Genomic DNA, 17,240 nt, shown 5'->3' with positions numbered 1-17,240 from the left:
GGGCTAAAGGGATGAATAAGGCTGTTGATCATGATGTATCCGAATTGCGGGCCTATGAAGAAGAGCTGCGCCGGACTTTCCTGAGGATGCAGGACGAGGCCGACTCCCTGCGCAGGGAGGCGCAAGCCGTACGAACGACCGAGAAGTCGCGTGACGGTCTCGTGGCCGCCACCGTCGACGCCCGCGGCGAGCTGATCAGGCTCGACATCGACCCGCGGATCTACCGCCAGCCCGACTCCCGGCGCCTGGCCGACGTGATCACCGACACGGTGCGCCGGGCGGCCGCCCGATCGCGGCAGCGGGTCCTGGAGATCTTCGACCCACTGATCCCCGCCGACCAGATGCGCGCGCACCTGGAAGGCGACCTGGACACCGTGATGAAGCAGCTGGCGGACCAGACGGCCGGAAAGGAGCACTCCCGTGGAACGGAATGACCGGGAAGTCCTTTATCTCGGCCCGGTGCTGGAGAACGGGATCTCGCAATGGGACACGATGTCCAGCTCACTGCGGAGGGAATGGGCGACAGCCGCCGCGACGATCAAAGAGCTGCATGACACCGCGCCGTGGGGCGACGGCCCGGAAGGCCGGGCCTTCGCCCGGGCCTACCTGATGAACGACGGCCCCAGCCGACTCGTCGAGACCGGCAGCGAACTGGTGGAGCACATCGTGGACGCGGGATCTCGGCTGCGCACGACCATCGCCACCTCCCGGGCCACGGACGCCGCCATCGAGTCCGGCCTGAGCCGGCGGCCGACCGTGCTGGACAACTGACCCGTGGCGGGGGGCCGCGGCGACGTCAACTCCCAGACTTCGGCAGGTCTGGCGTCCGACGAAGGCTTCGGACGAGCGGCGACGACCGACGTACAACCGGTCTGGGAGACCGAAGCGCTGCCTGATTGGGTGGTCTACTGGCTGATCCCGATGCTTTCAGCCGGCCAGGCCTGGCCCCAGGCGAGCGAGAGCGCGCTCTGGCGGCTGAGGGACGGGCACCGGGACGGCGTCCAGGTGTACGCGGGTTCCCTGGATCCGGCGGGCAAGGCGCTGCGCACGATCGCGTCGGAGTGGAACTCACCTGCGAGGCCCACCTCCTTCACCCGGATCGGGCGCATGTACGACGAGAAGACCGGTGTCCTGGCCAAGATGGGCGGCCACACCCAGTACGCCCGCCAGGTCGACGCCTTCGCGCTGGAGACGCAGTATTCCAAGATCTCCATCAATGTCGCCTTCTGGGTGGCCGTCATCGCCATCAGCATCGCGCTGATCTCCGCGTTCTTCTCGGCCGGCGCGAGCACCGCCGCCGTGGGCACGACCGCGGCGGGCCTGCGCGCCACGATCGCGGGCATCCTCTCCCGTCTGGGGCTCGCGGCCTCACGTCCGATCGCGGTCACGGCCGCGACCAGGCTGACCACCCTGGCCGGCTCTTCCCTGGCGGGCCGGCTGGGGTCGGCCGTGATCGCGCGGGAGCTGGTGGAGGAGATCGGCGAAGAGGTGTTCATCGACGCCTACACCCAGCTCCAGCAGATCAAGATGGGCACCCGGTCCAGCTACGACTGGGACAAGAGCCTGGCGGCGGCGTTGGGCGCCGGCACCGGCGCCGTCGTCGGCACCAAGCTGGCCAATCCCGTGTCCGCGGTGACCAACGCGATTCCGGGCATCGGGCGGCTCAACCGCACCGCCGCCGACCTGCCCGGCTGGGGAAACGCCTTCCGCCGTTTCCCCGGGCGGGCGCTCAACACCGGGCTCAACAACATGGTGGCCTCACCGGCCGGCAGCTTCGTGGCCAACGGGCTGGTGTACGGGCAATGGAGCCCGCCGACGGCCGACTCACTGCTCGGCGGCTTCATGGGAAGCGCCGGGCGGACGAACAGCATCAGCCCGTTCGACCCCGGCGTGGCCGGGGCACTCCTCGACCCCGTCGCCGCGCTGGACCACGCGACCACCACGGCCGCGGCCACCGACCTGGCCAGGGCCGGGACGACGGCGGCACCGGCCGGCCTGCAGTCGTCCTTGAACGACACCGGGCCGTCAAGCGGGCGGCCGGGGCAGGCCACCGGGCCCGACAACAGCGCCCAGCGGCAGCCCGGCACCCTCGCCCAGCCCCCGAACATCGCCGCGAATCCCGGAGGCGGGACCCGGTCCGTGCCATCCGCGCCCGCGTCCTTCCAGCCGCCGGCGAACCCGGACCCGGGACAGCCCGCCACCAGGACACCGGGGGACGTGGAACAGCGCGGGCGGCAAGGTTCGCCTCCCACCGGCGGCCAGGAGCCGGACGCCGGCCGCAGGCCGGAGCCGACCTCCCGCATCGACGACCTCATCAACGCCCCTGCGGACGGCCGGTCCGAGCTCCGCGAGCCGGCTCCGCCCGTCCGCTCCACCGAACCCGGCAGCCTCGAACCGGCTGCCGCGGAAGCCGCCACCGATACCCCGGGCCCCGCCACCACCGGAACCCCGGGCCCCGGCACCGCCGATGCCCCGGCCCGCGAGCCGGCGGGCGTCGAGCCCGCCTCCCGGGGCGCTACGCCGGGCGACGGCACGACGACCGCCGTCGGCGTGGCCGCCGCGAGCCTGGACCATGCGATCAGGACACCGGTGCTCAACGTGGAGCCCGCGCCCGGCCCTCCCCAGCAGCTCGCCAACGCCTTGGACGCGCGCGCCGTCCCGCTGGCCCCCCACTGGGAGGGACTGCGGAGCTCGGCGGCCGCCGCCCCCGTCACCGTGACGGGCCTGCCCGCACCCGGGGCGGTCCCCGTCGAGGCGCGTAGGTTACTGGTCCCGTGGCGAGGCTCGCAGCGCCTCGTCACCGAGTTCACGGTCCGGGTCCCGTACCGGGCGGCGCCCGGCATGACCGAGGCGGAGATCGCGACCGCGCACGCGAACCTGCTCAAGGGCGTGGACCTGTACTACAACTACCGGCACGAACTGCCCGACGGCTCGCAACTGCACGTGAGGATGGAGTTCGAGCCCGCACCGCCGTCGGTCCCGGACGACCGGGTCGTCCTCCTGTACCCAGGGACCGGTCATCGCGCCGTCGATTTCGCCGACAGGGACCGCTGGCATGGCGAGGGTGAGGTGATCACAACACCGCTGGACCAGCTGGCGGCCTACCGCGGCCGGCCGCCCATCCACTTCATGAGCTGGTACGCGGAGATGGAGCCCGTCGTCTTCGCGCACGAGACGCTGCACCTGTTCGGCATGTTCGACGAGTACGTGGATCCCCGGTCCGCCGATCGCCGGCACCTCGCCGACAGCGCCGTCCACGTCGACGCGAACCTGCTCGGCCAGGCGACTCTCTTCTGGGCCCAGGGCAGGCCGGTACTGGATCGCGACGGCCGCACGGTGGCCGAGGCGACGTCGTTGCGCGACCGCCATCTGCTCCACCTGCATGCCCTCGTCCTGGACCTGCCACGGCCGAAGGTCCCCCTCGACCGGCCGGCCGCGCCGGTGAACCCGGAGGAGTGGTCGCGCCCGGCGTACGAGCCCGCCGCGCACCTGCCCGGAGACGTGCGCGGCCTCCTGGAGAGGTTCCCGCCGGGCGACCGCCCGCTGATGGAGCACCTGCGCCTCCTGGAGCGCACGAACCTCCTGTTCGGCGACGGGCAGCGGGTGACGCGGGATCATCTGACGTACACGGACGCGCTCGTCACGACGGCGCGCCTGCTGTTCGGCACCGGCCCTGAATACTCCTTCTCCGCCCAGGAACTCCATGATCTGCGGCGGCTGTCCACGCTGCTGCTGGGTGACCAGCCACCGGGGCCCGACGTCCTGCGACAGCGGATCAACGTGCTCCTGTCCCGGGATCCCTCGGCCCCGGTGACCCCCGCGCAGGTGCAGGCGCTGGCCTCGGTGTCGGCGACGGTCACTCCCGTACCCGGGGAGCCCGGCCCTTCGGCGCTGCTCCGAGGCGTGCGCGATCAGCTCGGCCCGCTCCCGGCCGCGGGCGAGGCTCCGGCCCGATCCGCGCCGGACGCCGCCGGCGGGCTTCGCGCGAGCCACAGCCCGCACCCGCAGGACGGCAGTCCGCGGCAGTTCCTCCGGTTCTGGCGTCACCTCATGAACGAGGTCAGGGTCGAGGCGGATCGCCGCGGTACGACCCCGCTCGACGAGCTGCAGCAGTTCGCGCTGCAGCGCGCCCTCGCCCGGATCTTCGTCGCCAATCCGGACGACTGGATGCTCAAGGGCGGGCAGGCCATGCTCTCCCGGAACCCGGGTGGCCGGGCGAGCACGGACGTCGACCTCGTCCGCATGTCAGGCGACGCGCGCCCGGACGTCATGGCCGCCGAGTACGAGGCGGCGCTCGCCCGCGACCACGGCGACCATCTCAGGTTCGAACGCGAGTCGATGGCCTACATCCTGCACGGCAAGGCCGTACGGATCTCGCACAAGGTCTACTGCGGCGACATGGAGATCATGAGCCTCAGCGCGGACCTCGCCCCGCCGCGCACGCGCCCGGTATGGAAGGAACCGGACGTCATCCCGTTCCCCCGCCAGATCCTCACGACCGGTCACCCCGACGAGAGTCCTCCCCTGCGGGTCATCTCCCTCGACGACACGCTGGCGCACAAGGTCTCGGGCATGTACACGCACGGCATCAGGACGCTGGAGACCCGCTGCGACGACTGCATCTCCCGCGGCGGCGGCCTGTTCAGCTGCAAGTCCGGCGATCTGCCCTACCGGACGCAGGACCTGGTCGACGTCCTGATGATCATCATCAACTCGCCCTGGGACGGGCCCGCCACGCACGACATGCTGCACCGGGAGTTCGCCTGGCGGCTGGAGCAGGGCGAGAACCTCAAGGTGCCGCCGGCGTTCGAGGTGCCGAGCCCCGACTGGTTCCGCAAGTTCGACGGGTACGCCAGGACGACGCCCGGCCTCCCCTACGCCGGTCTGTCCGACGCCGTGCCGGTGGCGCAGGCCTTCCTCGACCCGCTGCTGCGTGAGGAACCGCCTCCACCGAGCCGCTGGGATCCGGAGCGGCGGCAGTGGGTGCCCGCGGAGGGGTCGCCGGAACCCGCGGCCGCCGACGACGGCATCCCCGCTCGCACGGGAAGCTCCGACGTGACGCCGATCCGGCTCCCCAGGAGCGCGCCCCCGTCGGCCGTCCACGCCGAGCCCGGCATGGTCTCCCGCTGGGACGACCTGTCGGCCGGCGGACTCGACGCCCAGCTGGGCGCGCTCAAGGCACGTGTCGACCTCTCGCCCGCGGAGAAGCTGCAGCACATCGTGGGCCGGATGATGTACGACAACGCCTACGTCCTGCTGACCTCCATCCCCGGACCGGACAACGCCAACCTCAAGCACCTGCGGTTCTACTCCCACCAGCGCGGCGAGCTCTACAGCCACGCGGCGGCCCTGATGGCCGACCCGGAGCTGACCATCGAGATCGCCTTCGAGCCGGACCGCGGCAGGGCCACCTACGAGTGGGACGCCCACCAGGCGCACGTCGCGCACCTGGGGCCCGTCCCCGCGGGCGTCCCCGCCTACCAGGCCGACGCCGCCGTCATGCGACGGCTGGTCCGGGGCGAGAGCATCGCGGACGCCGACCCGGCGACGCTGGTCGACGATCTCGTCGAACTGCAGGCGAAACCGTTGCGTGACGCGCTCGGGCTGCGGCAGCGGCTGATCGAGGACTACGGGATCGAGCCGCACAGGGTCCGGCTGGCGTTCGCCAACTCCAGCCAGAAGCTCCACTACAGCGCGACGCAGTGGATGCGGGCCCAGTACTTCGCGCTGCAGGCGATCCGCGCGGATCCCGTGCGGGCCAGGCAGCGCATGATCGACCGGATGCTCGGGCCGGACCCGGCCACGGCCGAGCGGCGGTCGTCCCGGGCCCGGGCGGTCGTCGAACGGCTGCGCGCCGCCAACGACCAGGCGGACGCGTACGCCCTGCTGTGGGTACGCGACACGCGCGGCCAGCCGGTCGGCGGGCGGCACGGTCCGCACCTCGACACCCGGCCGGAGATCCTGCGCCAGACCATCGAGGCCATCCGCGCCGAGCACCCGGCACGGCGCATCGTCCTCCTCGGTGACGACGTCTTCGCCGGACGTCCCGGCCTGGCGGAGGCGTGGCGGGACGCGGGAGTGCTCGACGGCGTCGACACCGAGACCCTGGTGCGGTTCTGGGAGGCCGCGCGCAACGGGGGCGAGACACTGGGCTACGGCGAGCAGGCCCTGTTCTTCCACGAGCTGAACAGCGGCCATGACGTGGTCCAGGTCGGCATGGAGAGCGGCGCGCTGGAGATCCCGGCGATGCTCGGCGTGCCCACGGTGTACTTCGAAGCGCGCGAGCACGACGGGAACAAGGGCAACCGGTGGCTGCTCTACTGGCAGCGCTGGGCCTACGAGGGCTCGGACTCCGTACCCGCGGCCCTGCCCGCGATGCGACGGCTGCTGTTCGGCCCCGATCTGCCGGATCCGGAGAACCGCCGCGGGCAGCCGGTCGCCGTCTACGACGCGGCGCGGGTCGCGGTCACCATGGACCGGATCGACCGGCTCGTGCGCAGTGGCGAGATGGACCGATGGCCGCAGCGGCTCGGCCGCAGCGTCGCCATGCGTGGAGAGATCTGGATGCCCTGGTCAGAGGCCGACTGGCGGCGCAGCGCGTACTACGCCGAGCAGCTGCGCCGCTGGCTTGGCACCGACGCCCGCACCCCGGAGGAGATCGGCCGCAAATGGCATGCCATCCGGTTGACCCTGCTGGGCGTGCTGGAGCCGCGCTTCACCACCGACGAGGAGTACGAGGGTGTCTCCGTGGTGCACCCGTACACGGTGCTGCATCGGGAGCGCAACCAGATCGACCGTACCGCCATCCGGATCTCCCAGGCGTACGCGACGGACCTGAGCCGGCGGTCGACGGCCGTCGCGGAGGTCCTGAAGTCCCTGCTCGCGACGCCCGACTTCATCCGCCGAGGCGTGGCGGACCTCCGGGTCTTCCAGCTCGACCAGCCGGAGATCGCCGAGCTGCGTCAGGCCGTCAGCCGTGTCACCGCACCCGCGGCCGAGCCGTACGCCGCGCGCCTGGACACGCCGCCGGCCGGGGGCGGGCCGACGCCCCGCGAGGTGCTGGAACGGTTCGACGCCTCCGCCGCCGGGTTGACCCCGGTGACCGCGGAGGAGGCGGCGGACCACATAGCGCGCAACGCGGCCCGGCGGCCCTGGCTGGCCGCGGCGGCGAACCTGGACCCCGCGGTCCAGCGGGTGCTCGTCGCCGTGGACCTGGGGCAGGGACACCATCTCGCGCGTCACGAGGGCTACGCCGCCGACGGCCGGTTGGAGGGTCGCGTGGCGCGCCTGGAGGATCCGGCGCAGACCGACCCCTCCCTGCGGGCGCGCTCGACCGACGCCTTCCGCCCCGGTGACGCGCCGCATCGAGCCCCCGACACGGCGACCGCCATCAACGATCCGGTGGCCTTCGCGGTCGCCTTCGCCCGTGCCGTGGAGCATCCGGACGTCCGCCGGGCCCTCACCGCGCCGTTCGACCCGGACCGGCGTCCAGGACGGGTGTCGCTGCCGATCAGCGAACTGCTGGGACCCGACGGGCACCTCTACTGTTCCGGATACCGCATCGTGTCCGGGGAGGGCGGCCCCGAGGCCGCTGTGGCGAACCGCTGGCAGTGGGTGCTGGCGCGCCGCGATCCGGACCGCCGCCATGAGGGGCCGGAGCCGCTCGCCGCGCCCATGGAGAGCTTCGCCGGCGGCACGGTCGAGCTGTTCTTCCAGCCCACCAGGGAGAGGAACGGCTACGAGATCTCCACCATGTTCGTGGACCCGCCCGCGCGGAGGAACGACGGATGAGCGAGCCGGTGCTGGTGCGGGTGTGCGGCACGTACTGCCACCCGGAGGCCGACGCGGACGCCTACGGCAGCCTGCGGCGGCTGGCCCGGCGGCAGGACGACGCCGAGATGACGCGCTTCCGGATGGAGCTGCGCCGGGCTCTCTCCAGCGGGGACGTGCCGGCCGGCCTGTTCCTGGCCGTCCGCTATCCCGACGGGAGCGCCGAGGCGTTCCTCAGGCGGCTCTGGGAGGACCTCTACCCCGGGGAGCCGGTCTGACCGGACCGCCCGACGATGTCCGCGGCGAGCTCCCAGCTCGTCCGGGCGTCCGCCTCCCCTCCCGCCTCCGCGAGGAGCCGGGCCGCCTCCCGCTGCACCCGGGCGACCCGGTCGGGGAGCACCATGGCGGCCCAGCTCCGCAGGTTGCGCGGCGACAGCTGGGACGGCGCCAGGTCCGGCAGGAAATAGCGTACGAAGTCGCCGCCGTCAGAGGGGAACTCGTGCCGCACGGCCAGCGGTGCCACCGCCTCGTGCACGGACCGCAGGTCGACCAGGTCCTTCAGCACGGCGTCCAGGAGGATGCCGCGCACCACTCCGTGGTCGGTCCAGTCGGCCAGGAGGTCGGCGATCGTGCGCTGGGCCGTCGTCACCGGCACGCCCTCGACCACCGTGACGTCCTCCGGCGCGAGCGGCGCGAGGTGCACCCTCGTGGCCCGCGGCTCCTCCAGCGCGACGGGCGCAGTGAAGATCATCAAGTTGCCGGGGACGGAGCCGAGCCCGTGCAGACGGCAGGCCGACTCATGGGAGAGCGCGGCGTCCACGCCCGCCGCCCGTCTCTCCCAGGCGAAGCTCGACGGCGCCAGAGCCAGCCACGCGGCGTACGGGTACGCGTATCGGGGGCCGAGCCTGCTCCACGGCAACTGGTGGACGGCCCAGTCGAGTTCGGTCAGCAGCCCGGTCTCCGCGAAGCGGGCCAGAGCGGCCTCGTCGACGCCGACGCCGGCGGCCTGCGCCGTGGTGATCAGACCGCTCTGCCGCGCGGCGACCGCCGACAGGTCGGCGAACTGCTCTTCCCACATCCATGCCTCCACCCGAGAGATCACCGTTGGCCAATCTAGCCGCAGGCGGTCCCGGATGGTCGGGGTGGATCAGCTCTGCCGGGACTCGCGGCGCTCGCGCACCCGCTTCCAGACGAACACGGCGACGGCCAGCACGACCAGCCCGATCACCACGTACGTGAAGATCCCGACGTACGTCTCCACGACCGACCACTGCTCGCCCAGGAAGTATCCGGCGGTCACCAGCGCGGTGTTCCAGATGAGGCTGCCCATCGTGGTGAACAGCGTGAACGTGGGCAGCGGCATCCGCTCGAACCCGGCGGGGACGGAGATCAGGCTCCGGAACAGCGGCACCATCCGCCCGAAGAACACCGTCTTGCGGCCGTGCCTGGCGAACCAGTCCTCGCTCTTCTCCACGTCCTCCGGCTTGAGCAGCGGCACCTTGGAGAACAGCGCGTGCACCCGTTCCTTGCCCAGCAGCGCCCCCACCGCGTAGAGGGCGAGCGCGCCCACCACCGAGCCGAGCGTGGTCCACAGCAGGACGTGCCAGAAGACCAGGTCTCCCTGGCTCACGGTGAACCCGGCCAGCGGCAGGATGACCTCGCTGGGGATGGGCGGGAACAGGTTCTCCAGCGCGACCGCGATGCCGGCGCCGGGCGCGCCGAGCGTCTCCATGAGCCCGGTGACCCACTCCACCATCGCGCCCATACCGCTGGATGTCATGCGCGTCCCTTCGTCGCACGTAGTCTCTAGCCCGTACGGGGACGCCTATTCCTCCCGGTCCGTCACACCCCCATCCACCTGAGACATTCCTCGGCGACGAACGTTGTGGCAACCCTCCATGCGCGCGGGCTGTCCGGGTGGTGTGGGATCGAGTCCGCAGCCACTCACGAGAGCGATCTTTAGGAGCAGCGATGAAGTGGTTCCCCCCTGGAGACGTCGCCCGGGTGGCCGTCTTCGCGGCGCTGATCGCGGTGCTGGGCCTGGCTCCCGGCCTGTACGTCTTCGGCGGCGCCGTGCCCATCACGTTGCAGACCTTCGGGGTCATGCTGGCCGGGCTGCTGCTGGGCTCCCGGCGGGCGGCGCTCGCGGTGGCGGTGCTGATCGCACTGGTGGCGGTGGGGCTGCCGCTGCTGGCCGGCGGGCGGGGCGGGCTCGCCGTCCTGGCCTCGCCGACGGCCGGCTATCTGCTCGGGTGGCTGCCGGGCGCGTTCGTGACCGGATGGATCGCGGAGCGCGGAGGGCCGGGGGGGCGGGCCCCGAGTCTAATCCGGCTGCTGGTAGCGTGCCTGGTCGGCGGCATGGGGGTCGTCTACCTGTGCGGCATCCCGGTGTACGCGATCGCCGGTGGTCTCTCGCTGGGCGAGGCGGCCCTGTTCACCCTGGCCTTCGTGCCGGGCGACCTGGCCAAGGCGGTGCTGGCCGCCGTGGTGGCGCGGGGGGTGCAGCGCGCCTACCCGGGCGCGATCCCCGCCGTCCACGCCGAGCGTCCCCGATCCGGCGAGGAGGACTGACCCGGACATGCCAGTCGCAGCGCAGGTCATCCGGCACGCCGCCGTCCGTCCCGGCCGGATCGCCGTGTCCGGCCCTCACGGCGAGATCACGTACGGCGACCTGGCCCACCGCGCCCGCGCGACGGCGGCGGCCCTCCCGTCGGACCCGCCCACAGCGGGGCCGCGGGTCGTGGGGATCTGCCTGGCCGACCCGGTCGAGCAGGTGATCGCCGTGCTGGCCGCCGACCTGGCCGGGTTCGTTCCGCTGCTGTACGAGCCGGCGCTGCGCGACGGCGTCCCCGCGGAGCTCCGCGTCGAGACCCTCCCTTCCGGGTCCGGTGACGCGCCGCCGTTCGCGCCCGCGCCCGGCGACCTGGCGTGGGCGTGCTTCAGCTCCGGCAGCACCGGCCGGCCGCGCGCCGTCGTGCGCACCCGGGCGTCCTGGACCGGCTCGTTCGGGCCGCTGAACGCGATCACCGGGATCGGCGCGGATGACACGGTGCTGGTCCCGGGGCCGCTGGTGTCCTCGCTGTACGGGTTCGCGGCGGTGCACGCGCTGGCCGCGGGCGCGACGGTTCTGGCGCCGGGCCGGTGGGCGCCGGGACCGCTGCCGGGGCTGCTGCGCCGGGCGACGGCCGTGCACCTGGTGCCGCACCTGCTCCCGGAGCTGCTGGACGCGCTGCCCGACGGCGGGCCGTTGCGGGTCGCCGTGGTGGGCGGGGCCGCGCTCCCGGCCGGGGTACGCGAACGCGCCGAGGACGCGGGCGTGCGGGTGGTCGCCTACTACGGCGCCACCGAGCTGTCCTTCGTGGCCGTGGACGCCGACGGCGGCGGGCTGCGGCCGTTCCCCGAGGTCGAGATCGAGGTCAGGCCGCCGCGCGGCGAGGTGTGGGCGCGCTCCCCGTGGCTGGCCGAGGGCTATCTGGGCGCGGTCGCGGGCCCGCTCAAGGCCGAGGACAAGTGGATGAGCGTCGGCGACCTCGCCCACCCGTACACGCCGGGAGAGCCGCTGCGGCTGCGCGGGCGCGGCGACGGCGCGATCCAGACCGGGGGCGCGACGGTGGTGCCGGAGGACGTCGAGGCGGTGCTGCGGCGCGCGGCCGGCGTGGGCGACGTCGTGGTCGTCGGGTCGCCGCACCCCGGTCTCGGCGCGGTCGTGACCGCGGTGGTCGAGACCGGCGGCGGGCCGCTCCCGTCCAGGGCCGCCCTGGAGAGGGTCGCGCGCGGCGGGCTGGCCGCCGCCCAGCGTCCCCGCCGCTGGTACGCGGTCGCGGCGCTGCCCCGCACCCCCACCGGCAAGCCCGCCCGCGCCGAGCTGGCGGCCCGCCTGGCCGGCGGCGACCCCGAGCTGCGCAGGCTGCCGTGACGGCGCGGCTCGACCCGGTGATCGTGGCCGCCCGCCGGACCCCGATCGGCACGGCCGGCCACGCCTTCAAGGCGACGCCGGTCGACGCCCTGGCCGCCCCGGTGCTCGCCGCCGTGGCCCGCGACCTCGCCGGGCCTGAGGACCTCCCGGTGGACGACGTCGTGCTGGGCAACTGCATGGGCCCCGGCGGGAACGTGGCCCGGGTGGCGGCGTTGCGCGCCGGACTGGGCCGGACCGTGCCGGGCGTCACGGTGGACCGGCAGTGCGGCAGCGGCCTGGCCGCCATCCTGATCGCCGCCCAGGCCGTACGGAGCGGGGATGCGGACCGCGTGATCGCCGGGGGGGCCGAGAGCGCGTCCACCGCGCCGGTGCGCGCGCATCGGGGCGGGTCACCGTACGCGCGCGCCCCGTTCGCCCCGGAAGGGCATCCGGACCCGGACATGGGGGAAGCCGCGGAGGCCCTCGGCGCGGCGCGCGGCGTCAGCCGCGAGCGCCAGGACGCCTACGCCGCCGCCAGCCACGCCAGGGCGGTGGCCGCCCGCGCGGCGGGCCGGTTCGCGGCGGAGACCGTCCCCGTCGAGGGGCACGACCGCGACCAGCGGCCCCGCCCGCTGCGCGCCGCGTCGCTGGCGCGGCTGCCCGCCGCGTTCGTGACCGGCGGCGCGGTGACCGCCGGCAACTGCTCGCCCAACAGCGACGGCGCCGCCGCGGTCGCCCTGGTGCCGGAGCGGCTGCGGGACGGCAGGCCGGGGCTGCGGCTGGTGGCCGGGGCGGTGGTGGGGTGCGACCCGGCACTGCCCGGGTGGGGGCCGGTGCCCGCGGTGCGCCGGCTGCTCACCCGTACCGGCGTGGAGCTGGAGCGGGTGGCGGCGGTGGAGATCGTGGAGGCGTTCGCCGCGCAGACGCTGGCCGTCACCGACGCGCTGGGGCTCGACCCGCTGGGCGCGGACGCCGGGCGGGTGTGCGCGGACGGCGGCGCGATCGCGCTCGGGCACCCGTGGGGGGCGAGCGGCGCGGTCGTGGTGACGCGGCTGTTCACCCGGCTGGTGCGGGCGGGGGCGCCGGCGGGGACGCTCGGCCTGGCGACGGCGGCGGTCGGCGGCGGGCTCGGCGTCGCCGCCCTGTTCGAGGTGGTGTGAGTGATCGAGCTCGCTGACGTGCACGTCCGGCTCGGGGAACGCGAGGTGCTGCGCGGCCTGACCGCCACGCTGACCGAGCGGCGGATCGGCGTCGTCGGGGCCAACGGGTCCGGCAAGAGCACGCTCGCCCGGCTGTTCAACGGGCTGGCGCTGCCCACGTCGGGGGCCGTGACCGTGCTCGGCCACGACACCCGGCGGCACGCGGCCAGGATCAGGCGGCGGGTGGGGTTCCTGTTCACCGACCCCGACGCGCAGATCGTGATGCCGACCGTGGCCGAGGACGTGGCGTTCTCCCTGCGCCGCCACAAGCTCCCCGCCGAGGAGGTGCGGGCCAGGGTCGCGGCCGTGCTGGAGCGGCACGGGCTGGCCGGGCACGCCGACCATCCGGCGCACCAGCTGTCCGGCGGCCAGAAGCAGCTCCTGGCGCTCTGCTCGGTGCTGGTGCTGGAGCCCGAGATCCTGATCATGGACGAGCCGACGACGCTGCTCGACCTGCGCCACTCCCGGCTGGTGGCCGAGCACCTGCGCGCGCTGCCCCAGCAGGTGGTGGTCGTCACCCACGACCTGCCGCTGCTCGCGGACTTCGACCGGGTGCTGGTGCTGGACGAGGGCCGGGTCGTGGCGGACGCGCCGCCGGAGGAGGCGATCGGCCACTACCGCGGGCTGATGGCGTGAACGGTCTCACCGGCGCGTACGTGCCGGGCGACTCGGTCCTGCACCGGCTGCCGGCCGGGGCCAAGCTGGCGGCGCTCGCCGTGTCCTGCACCGCGCTGCTCCTTCTGCCGGGCCTGTGGGCGATGGCGGTCGCCGCCGTCGTGGTCGCGCTGCTGTACGCGGTCGCGCGGGTGGGCGCGGCGGCGGCGTGGGCGCAGGTCCGGCCGGTCCGCTGGTTCGCGGCGGCGCTGTTCGTCATCCAGTTCGTCATCGCCGGGCCGCAGGCCGCGTTCCTCGTCTCGTCCAGGATCGTGCTGGCCGTCGCGCTGGCCGGGCTGGTCACGCTGACGACCAGGACCTCGGCCATGATGGCCGTGCTGGAGCGGGCCATGGGCCCCGGCCGTCGGGTGGGGCTGGACCCGTTCCGGATGTCGCTGCTGCTCTCGCTCACCATCCGCAGCGTCCCGGTCATCACCCTGCTCGCCACCCGCGTACGGGAGGCGCAGCGGGCCAGGGGCGTCGAGTGGAGCGTGCGCGCGTTCGCGGTGCCGCTGGTGGTGGGCGCGCTCCGGCACGCCGACGCCCTGGGGGAGGCGCTCAGCGCCCGCGGCCTGGACGACTGACGGCCGCTCCTCCCGCGCCCGGCGGAGGAGTTCCGGGGCCAGGTCGACGCCTTCATCTCGGGAGACGGCTGGGTGGTGGACGGCGACCACCCGCGGTGCTGATCAGTCGCCGCGGCGGGCGCGGGCCCGGCGTTTGCCTTCGTGCATGGCCTGGACGCGGGCGACCGGGATGGTGTGCCCCTCCTCGACCAGGTCGGCGGGCAGCGGCTGCGGCGCGGGCAGGCAGGCGGCCCACGGGTCGCCGTCGCCCAGCAGGCCAGGAGCGGTCCTGATGGTGAAGTCGCGCGGCGTCACCCGGTCCAGCTCGTCCCAGGGGACCGGGAACGAGACCGGCACGCCCGGCCGGATCCGCGGGCTGTAGGCGGACACCACGGTCGCCCCGCCGGCCCTGGTGGAGTCCAGGAACACCTTGCCCTGGCGGTCCTCCTTGATGAACGCGGTGGTGGCCAGGGCGGGGTCGAGCCTCTCGGCTCGCGCCGCGACGGCGCGGGTGGCGGCGGCCAGGTCGTCCAGGCCCGGCCCGGCCGCGACCGGCACGAACACGTGAACGCCCTTGGCCCCGGAGGTCTTGACCGCCCCGGCCAGCCCGGCCTGGCCGAGCGCCTCCCTGATCAGCTCGGCGGCCCGGACCACCAGCGCGAAGTCGCCGCCCTCCGGCGGGTCGAGGTCGAGCACCAGGTGCGTGAAGTGGTCGCCGGCCAGCAGGGCCGGATGGTATTCGACCGCCCGCTGGTTGGCGAACCACAGGAGGGTGCGCCGGTCGTCGCAGAGCGCGTAGGTGACCTGCCGGTGCGACGCCTCCGCCCAGATGGTCACCGTGCGGATCCACGAGGGAGCGTACTTCGGGAGGTTCTTCTGCATGAACGGAGGCTGGCCCGGTCGCACCCGCATGACCGACAGCGCCCGCCCGCGCAGCGCCGGGAGGATGCGCTCGCGCACCGCGTCGAGGTAGTCGACCAGGTCGCGCTTGGTGGCGTCGGCCCCGTCGAACAGCGGCTGATCGAGGTTGGTCAGCGCCACTCCGTCGCGCGTCTCATCGCTGGTCACCTCGCCCACGATAACCGGCGGCACGGACAGAATCGGGCCGCCGGCCGACCGCCCTGATCAGTCCTTGATCTGCAGTCCCATGGACCTGGCCGTACCCGCCACGATCTTGACGGCCTGGTCCAGGTCGTCGGTGTTGAGGTCGGGCAGCTTGGCCTCGGCCACCTGCCGGAGCTGGGCCGTGGTGACCACGCCGCCGCTGTGGTGGCCGGGCCGGGGGCTGCCGCCGCTCAGCCCGGTCACCTGGCGGATGAGCGAGGCCGTGGTGGGCTGCTTGACCGTGATGTCGAAGGCCCGGTCCTCGTAGACCGTGACCACGGCGGGCACCACATGGCCGCGCCTGCCGGAGGTCAGCTCGTTGTACTGCTTGCAGAACTGCATGAGGTTGATGCCGAGCGGCCCGAGGTCCTTGCCGACGGTCGCCGGGCCTGCCTCGCCCGCCTGGAGGTGCATGGTGACGACCCTGGTCACCTTCTTCTTCGCCATGCGGGCTAAGCTAAAGTCTCCCGTAACCGGAGACTCAAATGGATTATTCGATCGGCAAGCTGGCCGAGCTGACCGGCCTGACCGTCAAGACGATCCGGTTCTACTCCGACGAGGGCGTGCTGCCCGCCCCCGGCCGCACCCCCGCGGGCTACCGCCGCTACACCGACGAGCACCGCGTCCACCTGGAGCTGATCCACACCCTGCGGGAGATGGGCGTCGACCTGGCCACGATCCGCTCGCTGGACAGGCGCGGGCTCAAGGACGTGCTCGCCCTCCACCTCCGGGCGGTGGAGACCCAGCTCACCGCGCTGCAGCGGACCCGCGCCGTGCTGCGCGCCACGCTCGCCAAGGACGACCCGGACGACGACGACCTGCGCCGGCTGCACACGCTCGGCCGGCTGGGCGCGACCGAGATGGGCATGCTGCTCGACGCGTTCATCGACGACGTGAGCGGCGCCCCGGCCCAGCGCGAGTGGCTGCTCGGCATGCGCGCGTGCATGGCCCCCGAGTTGCCCGAGGACCCCACGGCCGCCCAGCTCGACGCGTGGCTGGAGCTGCTGGACCTGCTGTCCGACGACGGTTTCCGGCGCGGCCTGCGGGAGGCGTCGGCGGACTTCTGGGCCCGACCGTACGACCCGGAGGCCTGGCAGCGAGAGAACACCGCCGTGGCGCAGGAGGCGCTGCGCGCGATGGAGGCGGGGACGCCGCCCGGCGCGCCCGAGGTGGTCCCGCTGCTCGAACGCGTCCTCGTCCACATGGGCGGCGACCGTGACGCGATCCTGCGCGCCTTCGACGAGCACGATCCGCGCGCCGCCCGCTACTGGGAGCTGGTGGCGATCGTCCGGGGGCTGGAGCCCGAGCCGTGGCCGATGGCCGTCGCGTACGACTGGATCCACCGTGCGCTGCGCGCGCACCCTGAACTTTCCCCGCGGGCGGCGCGTACCTCTGGATGATCGAGCTTCGCCGAGGGGAGCCACCGAGGGGAGATGGTGCGGGTGCGGACCCGCCTGCTGATCGCCGCCCTGGCCCTGTGCGTGCCCGTGTCGGCCGCGTGCGCGCCCGCCACCGGAGAGCCCGCCCCCACCGCCGCGTCGCGGGACGCCGCGTACGGGGAGGCCGACATCCGGTTCGCCCAGGAGATGATCCCGCACCACCGGCAGACCATCCGGCTCGCCGAGCTGGCCGAGGGCCGGGCGCACAACCTGTACGTGCAGGAACTCGGCATGAAACTGATCGCCGTCGAACAGGCCGACATCGACGCGCTGGCCTCCTGGCTGCGCGGGTGGAGGCGGCAGGTGCCGCCCAACGACGCGAAGGCCGCGCACGCCATGCCCGGCATGGTGTCGGCGGAGCAGCTCGGCGTGCTGGAAGGGCTGTCCGGCGCGGCGTTCGACGAGTCGTGGCTGCCGGTGCTCTCCAGGCACCTGGCCTCCGGCGTCGAGATGGCCGAGAGGGTGCTCGCGCAGGGCACCCACCGGCCGACCCTGCGCCTGGCCGACGAGATGATCGTCAACCAGCGGGCCACCATCGCGGAGATAGCCGAGCTGCTGGCCTGACCGGACCGGCAGGGCGGGCGGCCACGAGGTAGGACGCCCGCCCTGCCCGGCC

General features: G+C 73.7%; 15 protein-coding genes. 11 read left to right on the top strand and 4 right to left on the bottom strand.

Features of this window, described 5'->3' with window-relative positions; genetic code table 11:
- Positions 1–86: 86 nt before the first annotated feature.
- From ACQEUU_RS06655 to ACQEUU_RS06640, 4 genes are all read left to right on the top strand, one after another.
- Positions 87–434 (top strand): YbaB/EbfC family nucleoid-associated protein, encoded by a 348-nt coding sequence (locus ACQEUU_RS06655; RefSeq protein WP_433061718.1) that lies wholly within the window; start codon positions 87–89, stop codon positions 432–434.
- Entirely contained in the window at positions 421–771 is a 351-nt protein-coding gene (locus ACQEUU_RS06650; protein ID WP_433061715.1) for a hypothetical protein, read from the top strand. The genes ACQEUU_RS06655 and ACQEUU_RS06650 overlap by 14 nt, the downstream gene beginning before the upstream one ends.
- 129 nt (positions 772–900) lie before the next feature.
- Entirely contained in the window at positions 901–7,791 is a 6,891-nt protein-coding gene (locus tag ACQEUU_RS06645; protein WP_433061712.1) for a nucleotidyl transferase AbiEii/AbiGii toxin family protein, read from the top strand.
- Entirely contained in the window at positions 7,788–8,048 is a 261-nt protein-coding gene (locus ACQEUU_RS06640; RefSeq protein ID WP_433061709.1) for a hypothetical protein, read from the top strand. Before ACQEUU_RS06645 ends, ACQEUU_RS06640 begins: the two co-directional genes overlap by 4 nt.
- Here the strand turns inward: ACQEUU_RS06640 and ACQEUU_RS06635 are convergent.
- Complete coding sequence (locus ACQEUU_RS06635; RefSeq protein WP_433061707.1) at positions 8,027–8,848, bottom strand: type IV toxin-antitoxin system AbiEi family antitoxin domain-containing protein; 822 nt, start codon at positions 8,846–8,848, stop codon at positions 8,027–8,029. The genes ACQEUU_RS06640 and ACQEUU_RS06635 overlap by 22 nt on opposite strands.
- A 69-nt stretch (positions 8,849–8,917) precedes the next feature.
- Positions 8,918–9,550 (bottom strand): DedA family protein, encoded by a 633-nt coding sequence (locus tag ACQEUU_RS06630; protein WP_433061704.1) that lies wholly within the window; start codon positions 9,548–9,550, stop codon positions 8,918–8,920.
- 191 nt (positions 9,551–9,741) lie between these two features.
- Here ACQEUU_RS06630 and ACQEUU_RS06625 point away from each other — a divergent pair, with 191 nt between their 5' ends.
- From ACQEUU_RS06625 to ACQEUU_RS06605, 5 genes are read left to right on the top strand one after another with little or no spacing between them, the layout of a single operon-like run.
- Positions 9,742–10,341, top strand: coding sequence for a biotin transporter BioY (locus ACQEUU_RS06625; protein ID WP_433061701.1), 600 nt, complete (start codon positions 9,742–9,744; stop codon positions 10,339–10,341).
- A gap of 7 nt (positions 10,342–10,348) precedes the next feature.
- The gene (locus tag ACQEUU_RS06620) at positions 10,349–11,686 is read left to right on the top strand and encodes a class I adenylate-forming enzyme family protein (protein WP_433061699.1); all 1,338 of its coding nucleotides are present in this window, start codon (positions 10,349–10,351) and stop codon (positions 11,684–11,686) included.
- On the top strand, positions 11,683–12,825 hold the full coding sequence (locus tag ACQEUU_RS06615) for a thiolase family protein (protein ID WP_433061696.1): 1,143 nt from the start codon (positions 11,683–11,685) through the stop codon (positions 12,823–12,825). Before ACQEUU_RS06620 ends, ACQEUU_RS06615 begins: the two co-directional genes overlap by 4 nt.
- Positions 12,826–13,500: an energy-coupling factor ABC transporter ATP-binding protein gene (locus ACQEUU_RS06610; protein WP_433061693.1), complete on the top strand. Its 675-nt coding sequence runs from the start codon at positions 12,826–12,828 to the stop codon at positions 13,498–13,500.
- On the top strand, positions 13,497–14,102 hold the full coding sequence (locus ACQEUU_RS06605; protein WP_433061690.1) for an energy-coupling factor transporter transmembrane component T family protein: 606 nt from the start codon (positions 13,497–13,499) through the stop codon (positions 14,100–14,102). Before ACQEUU_RS06610 ends, ACQEUU_RS06605 begins: the two co-directional genes overlap by 4 nt.
- A gap of 102 nt (positions 14,103–14,204) precedes the next feature.
- On the opposite strand, the gene ACQEUU_RS06600 is transcribed toward ACQEUU_RS06605, so the two are convergent.
- Both ACQEUU_RS06600 and rplK read right to left on the bottom strand, forming a co-directional pair.
- Positions 14,205–15,149, bottom strand: a complete 945-nt coding sequence (locus ACQEUU_RS06600) for a DNA polymerase domain-containing protein (protein ID WP_433061687.1) — start codon at positions 15,147–15,149, stop codon at positions 14,205–14,207.
- A gap of 57 nt (positions 15,150–15,206) precedes the next feature.
- The gene (rplK, locus tag ACQEUU_RS06595) at positions 15,207–15,632 is read right to left on the bottom strand and encodes a 50S ribosomal protein L11 (protein WP_433061685.1); all 426 of its coding nucleotides are present in this window, start codon (positions 15,630–15,632) and stop codon (positions 15,207–15,209) included.
- Between the two features lie 38 nt (positions 15,633–15,670).
- On the opposite strand from rplK, the gene ACQEUU_RS06590 reads away from it, so the two are divergent.
- Together ACQEUU_RS06590 and ACQEUU_RS06585 are read left to right on the top strand one after the other, a co-directional pair.
- Entirely contained in the window at positions 15,671–16,585 is a 915-nt protein-coding gene (locus tag ACQEUU_RS06590) for a MerR family transcriptional regulator (RefSeq protein WP_433061682.1), read from the top strand.
- 33 nt (positions 16,586–16,618) lie between these two features.
- Complete coding sequence (locus tag ACQEUU_RS06585) at positions 16,619–17,188, top strand: DUF305 domain-containing protein (RefSeq protein WP_433061680.1); 570 nt, start codon at positions 16,619–16,621, stop codon at positions 17,186–17,188.
- The last annotated feature ends 52 nt before the right edge of the window (positions 17,189–17,240 follow it).

Source organism: Nonomuraea sp. CA-218870, assembly GCF_050936535.1.
GTDB classification, from domain to species: domain Bacteria; phylum Actinomycetota; class Actinomycetes; order Streptosporangiales; family Streptosporangiaceae; genus Nonomuraea; species Nonomuraea corallina.
Note: the sequence above shows the minus strand (reverse complement) of the source record. Positions and strands in the feature narration are given on the sequence as shown.

Bases quoted from the DNA above. Each gene is read 5' to 3' on its own strand.
- ACQEUU_RS06640 (WP_433061709.1), top strand. From the start codon at position 7,788: ATGAGCGAGCCGGTGCTGGTGCGGGTGTGCGGCACGTACTGCCACCCG.
- ACQEUU_RS06590 (WP_433061682.1), top strand. From the start codon at position 15,671: ATGGATTATTCGATCGGCAAGCTGGCCGAGCTGACCGGCCTGACCGTC.
- ACQEUU_RS06585 (WP_433061680.1), top strand. From the start codon at position 16,619: ATGGTGCGGGTGCGGACCCGCCTGCTGATCGCCGCCCTGGCCCTGTGC.
- ACQEUU_RS06620 (WP_433061699.1), top strand. From the start codon at position 10,349: ATGCCAGTCGCAGCGCAGGTCATCCGGCACGCCGCCGTCCGTCCCGGC.
- rplK (WP_433061685.1), bottom strand. From the start codon at position 15,632: ATGGCGAAGAAGAAGGTGACCAGGGTCGTCACCATGCACCTCCAGGCG.
- ACQEUU_RS06630 (WP_433061704.1), bottom strand. From the start codon at position 9,550: ATGACATCCAGCGGTATGGGCGCGATGGTGGAGTGGGTCACCGGGCTC.
- ACQEUU_RS06655 (WP_433061718.1), top strand. From the start codon at position 87: ATGCAGGACGAGGCCGACTCCCTGCGCAGGGAGGCGCAAGCCGTACGA.
- ACQEUU_RS06635 (WP_433061707.1), bottom strand. From the start codon at position 8,848: ATGTGGGAAGAGCAGTTCGCCGACCTGTCGGCGGTCGCCGCGCGGCAG.
- ACQEUU_RS06625 (WP_433061701.1), top strand. From the start codon at position 9,742: ATGAAGTGGTTCCCCCCTGGAGACGTCGCCCGGGTGGCCGTCTTCGCG.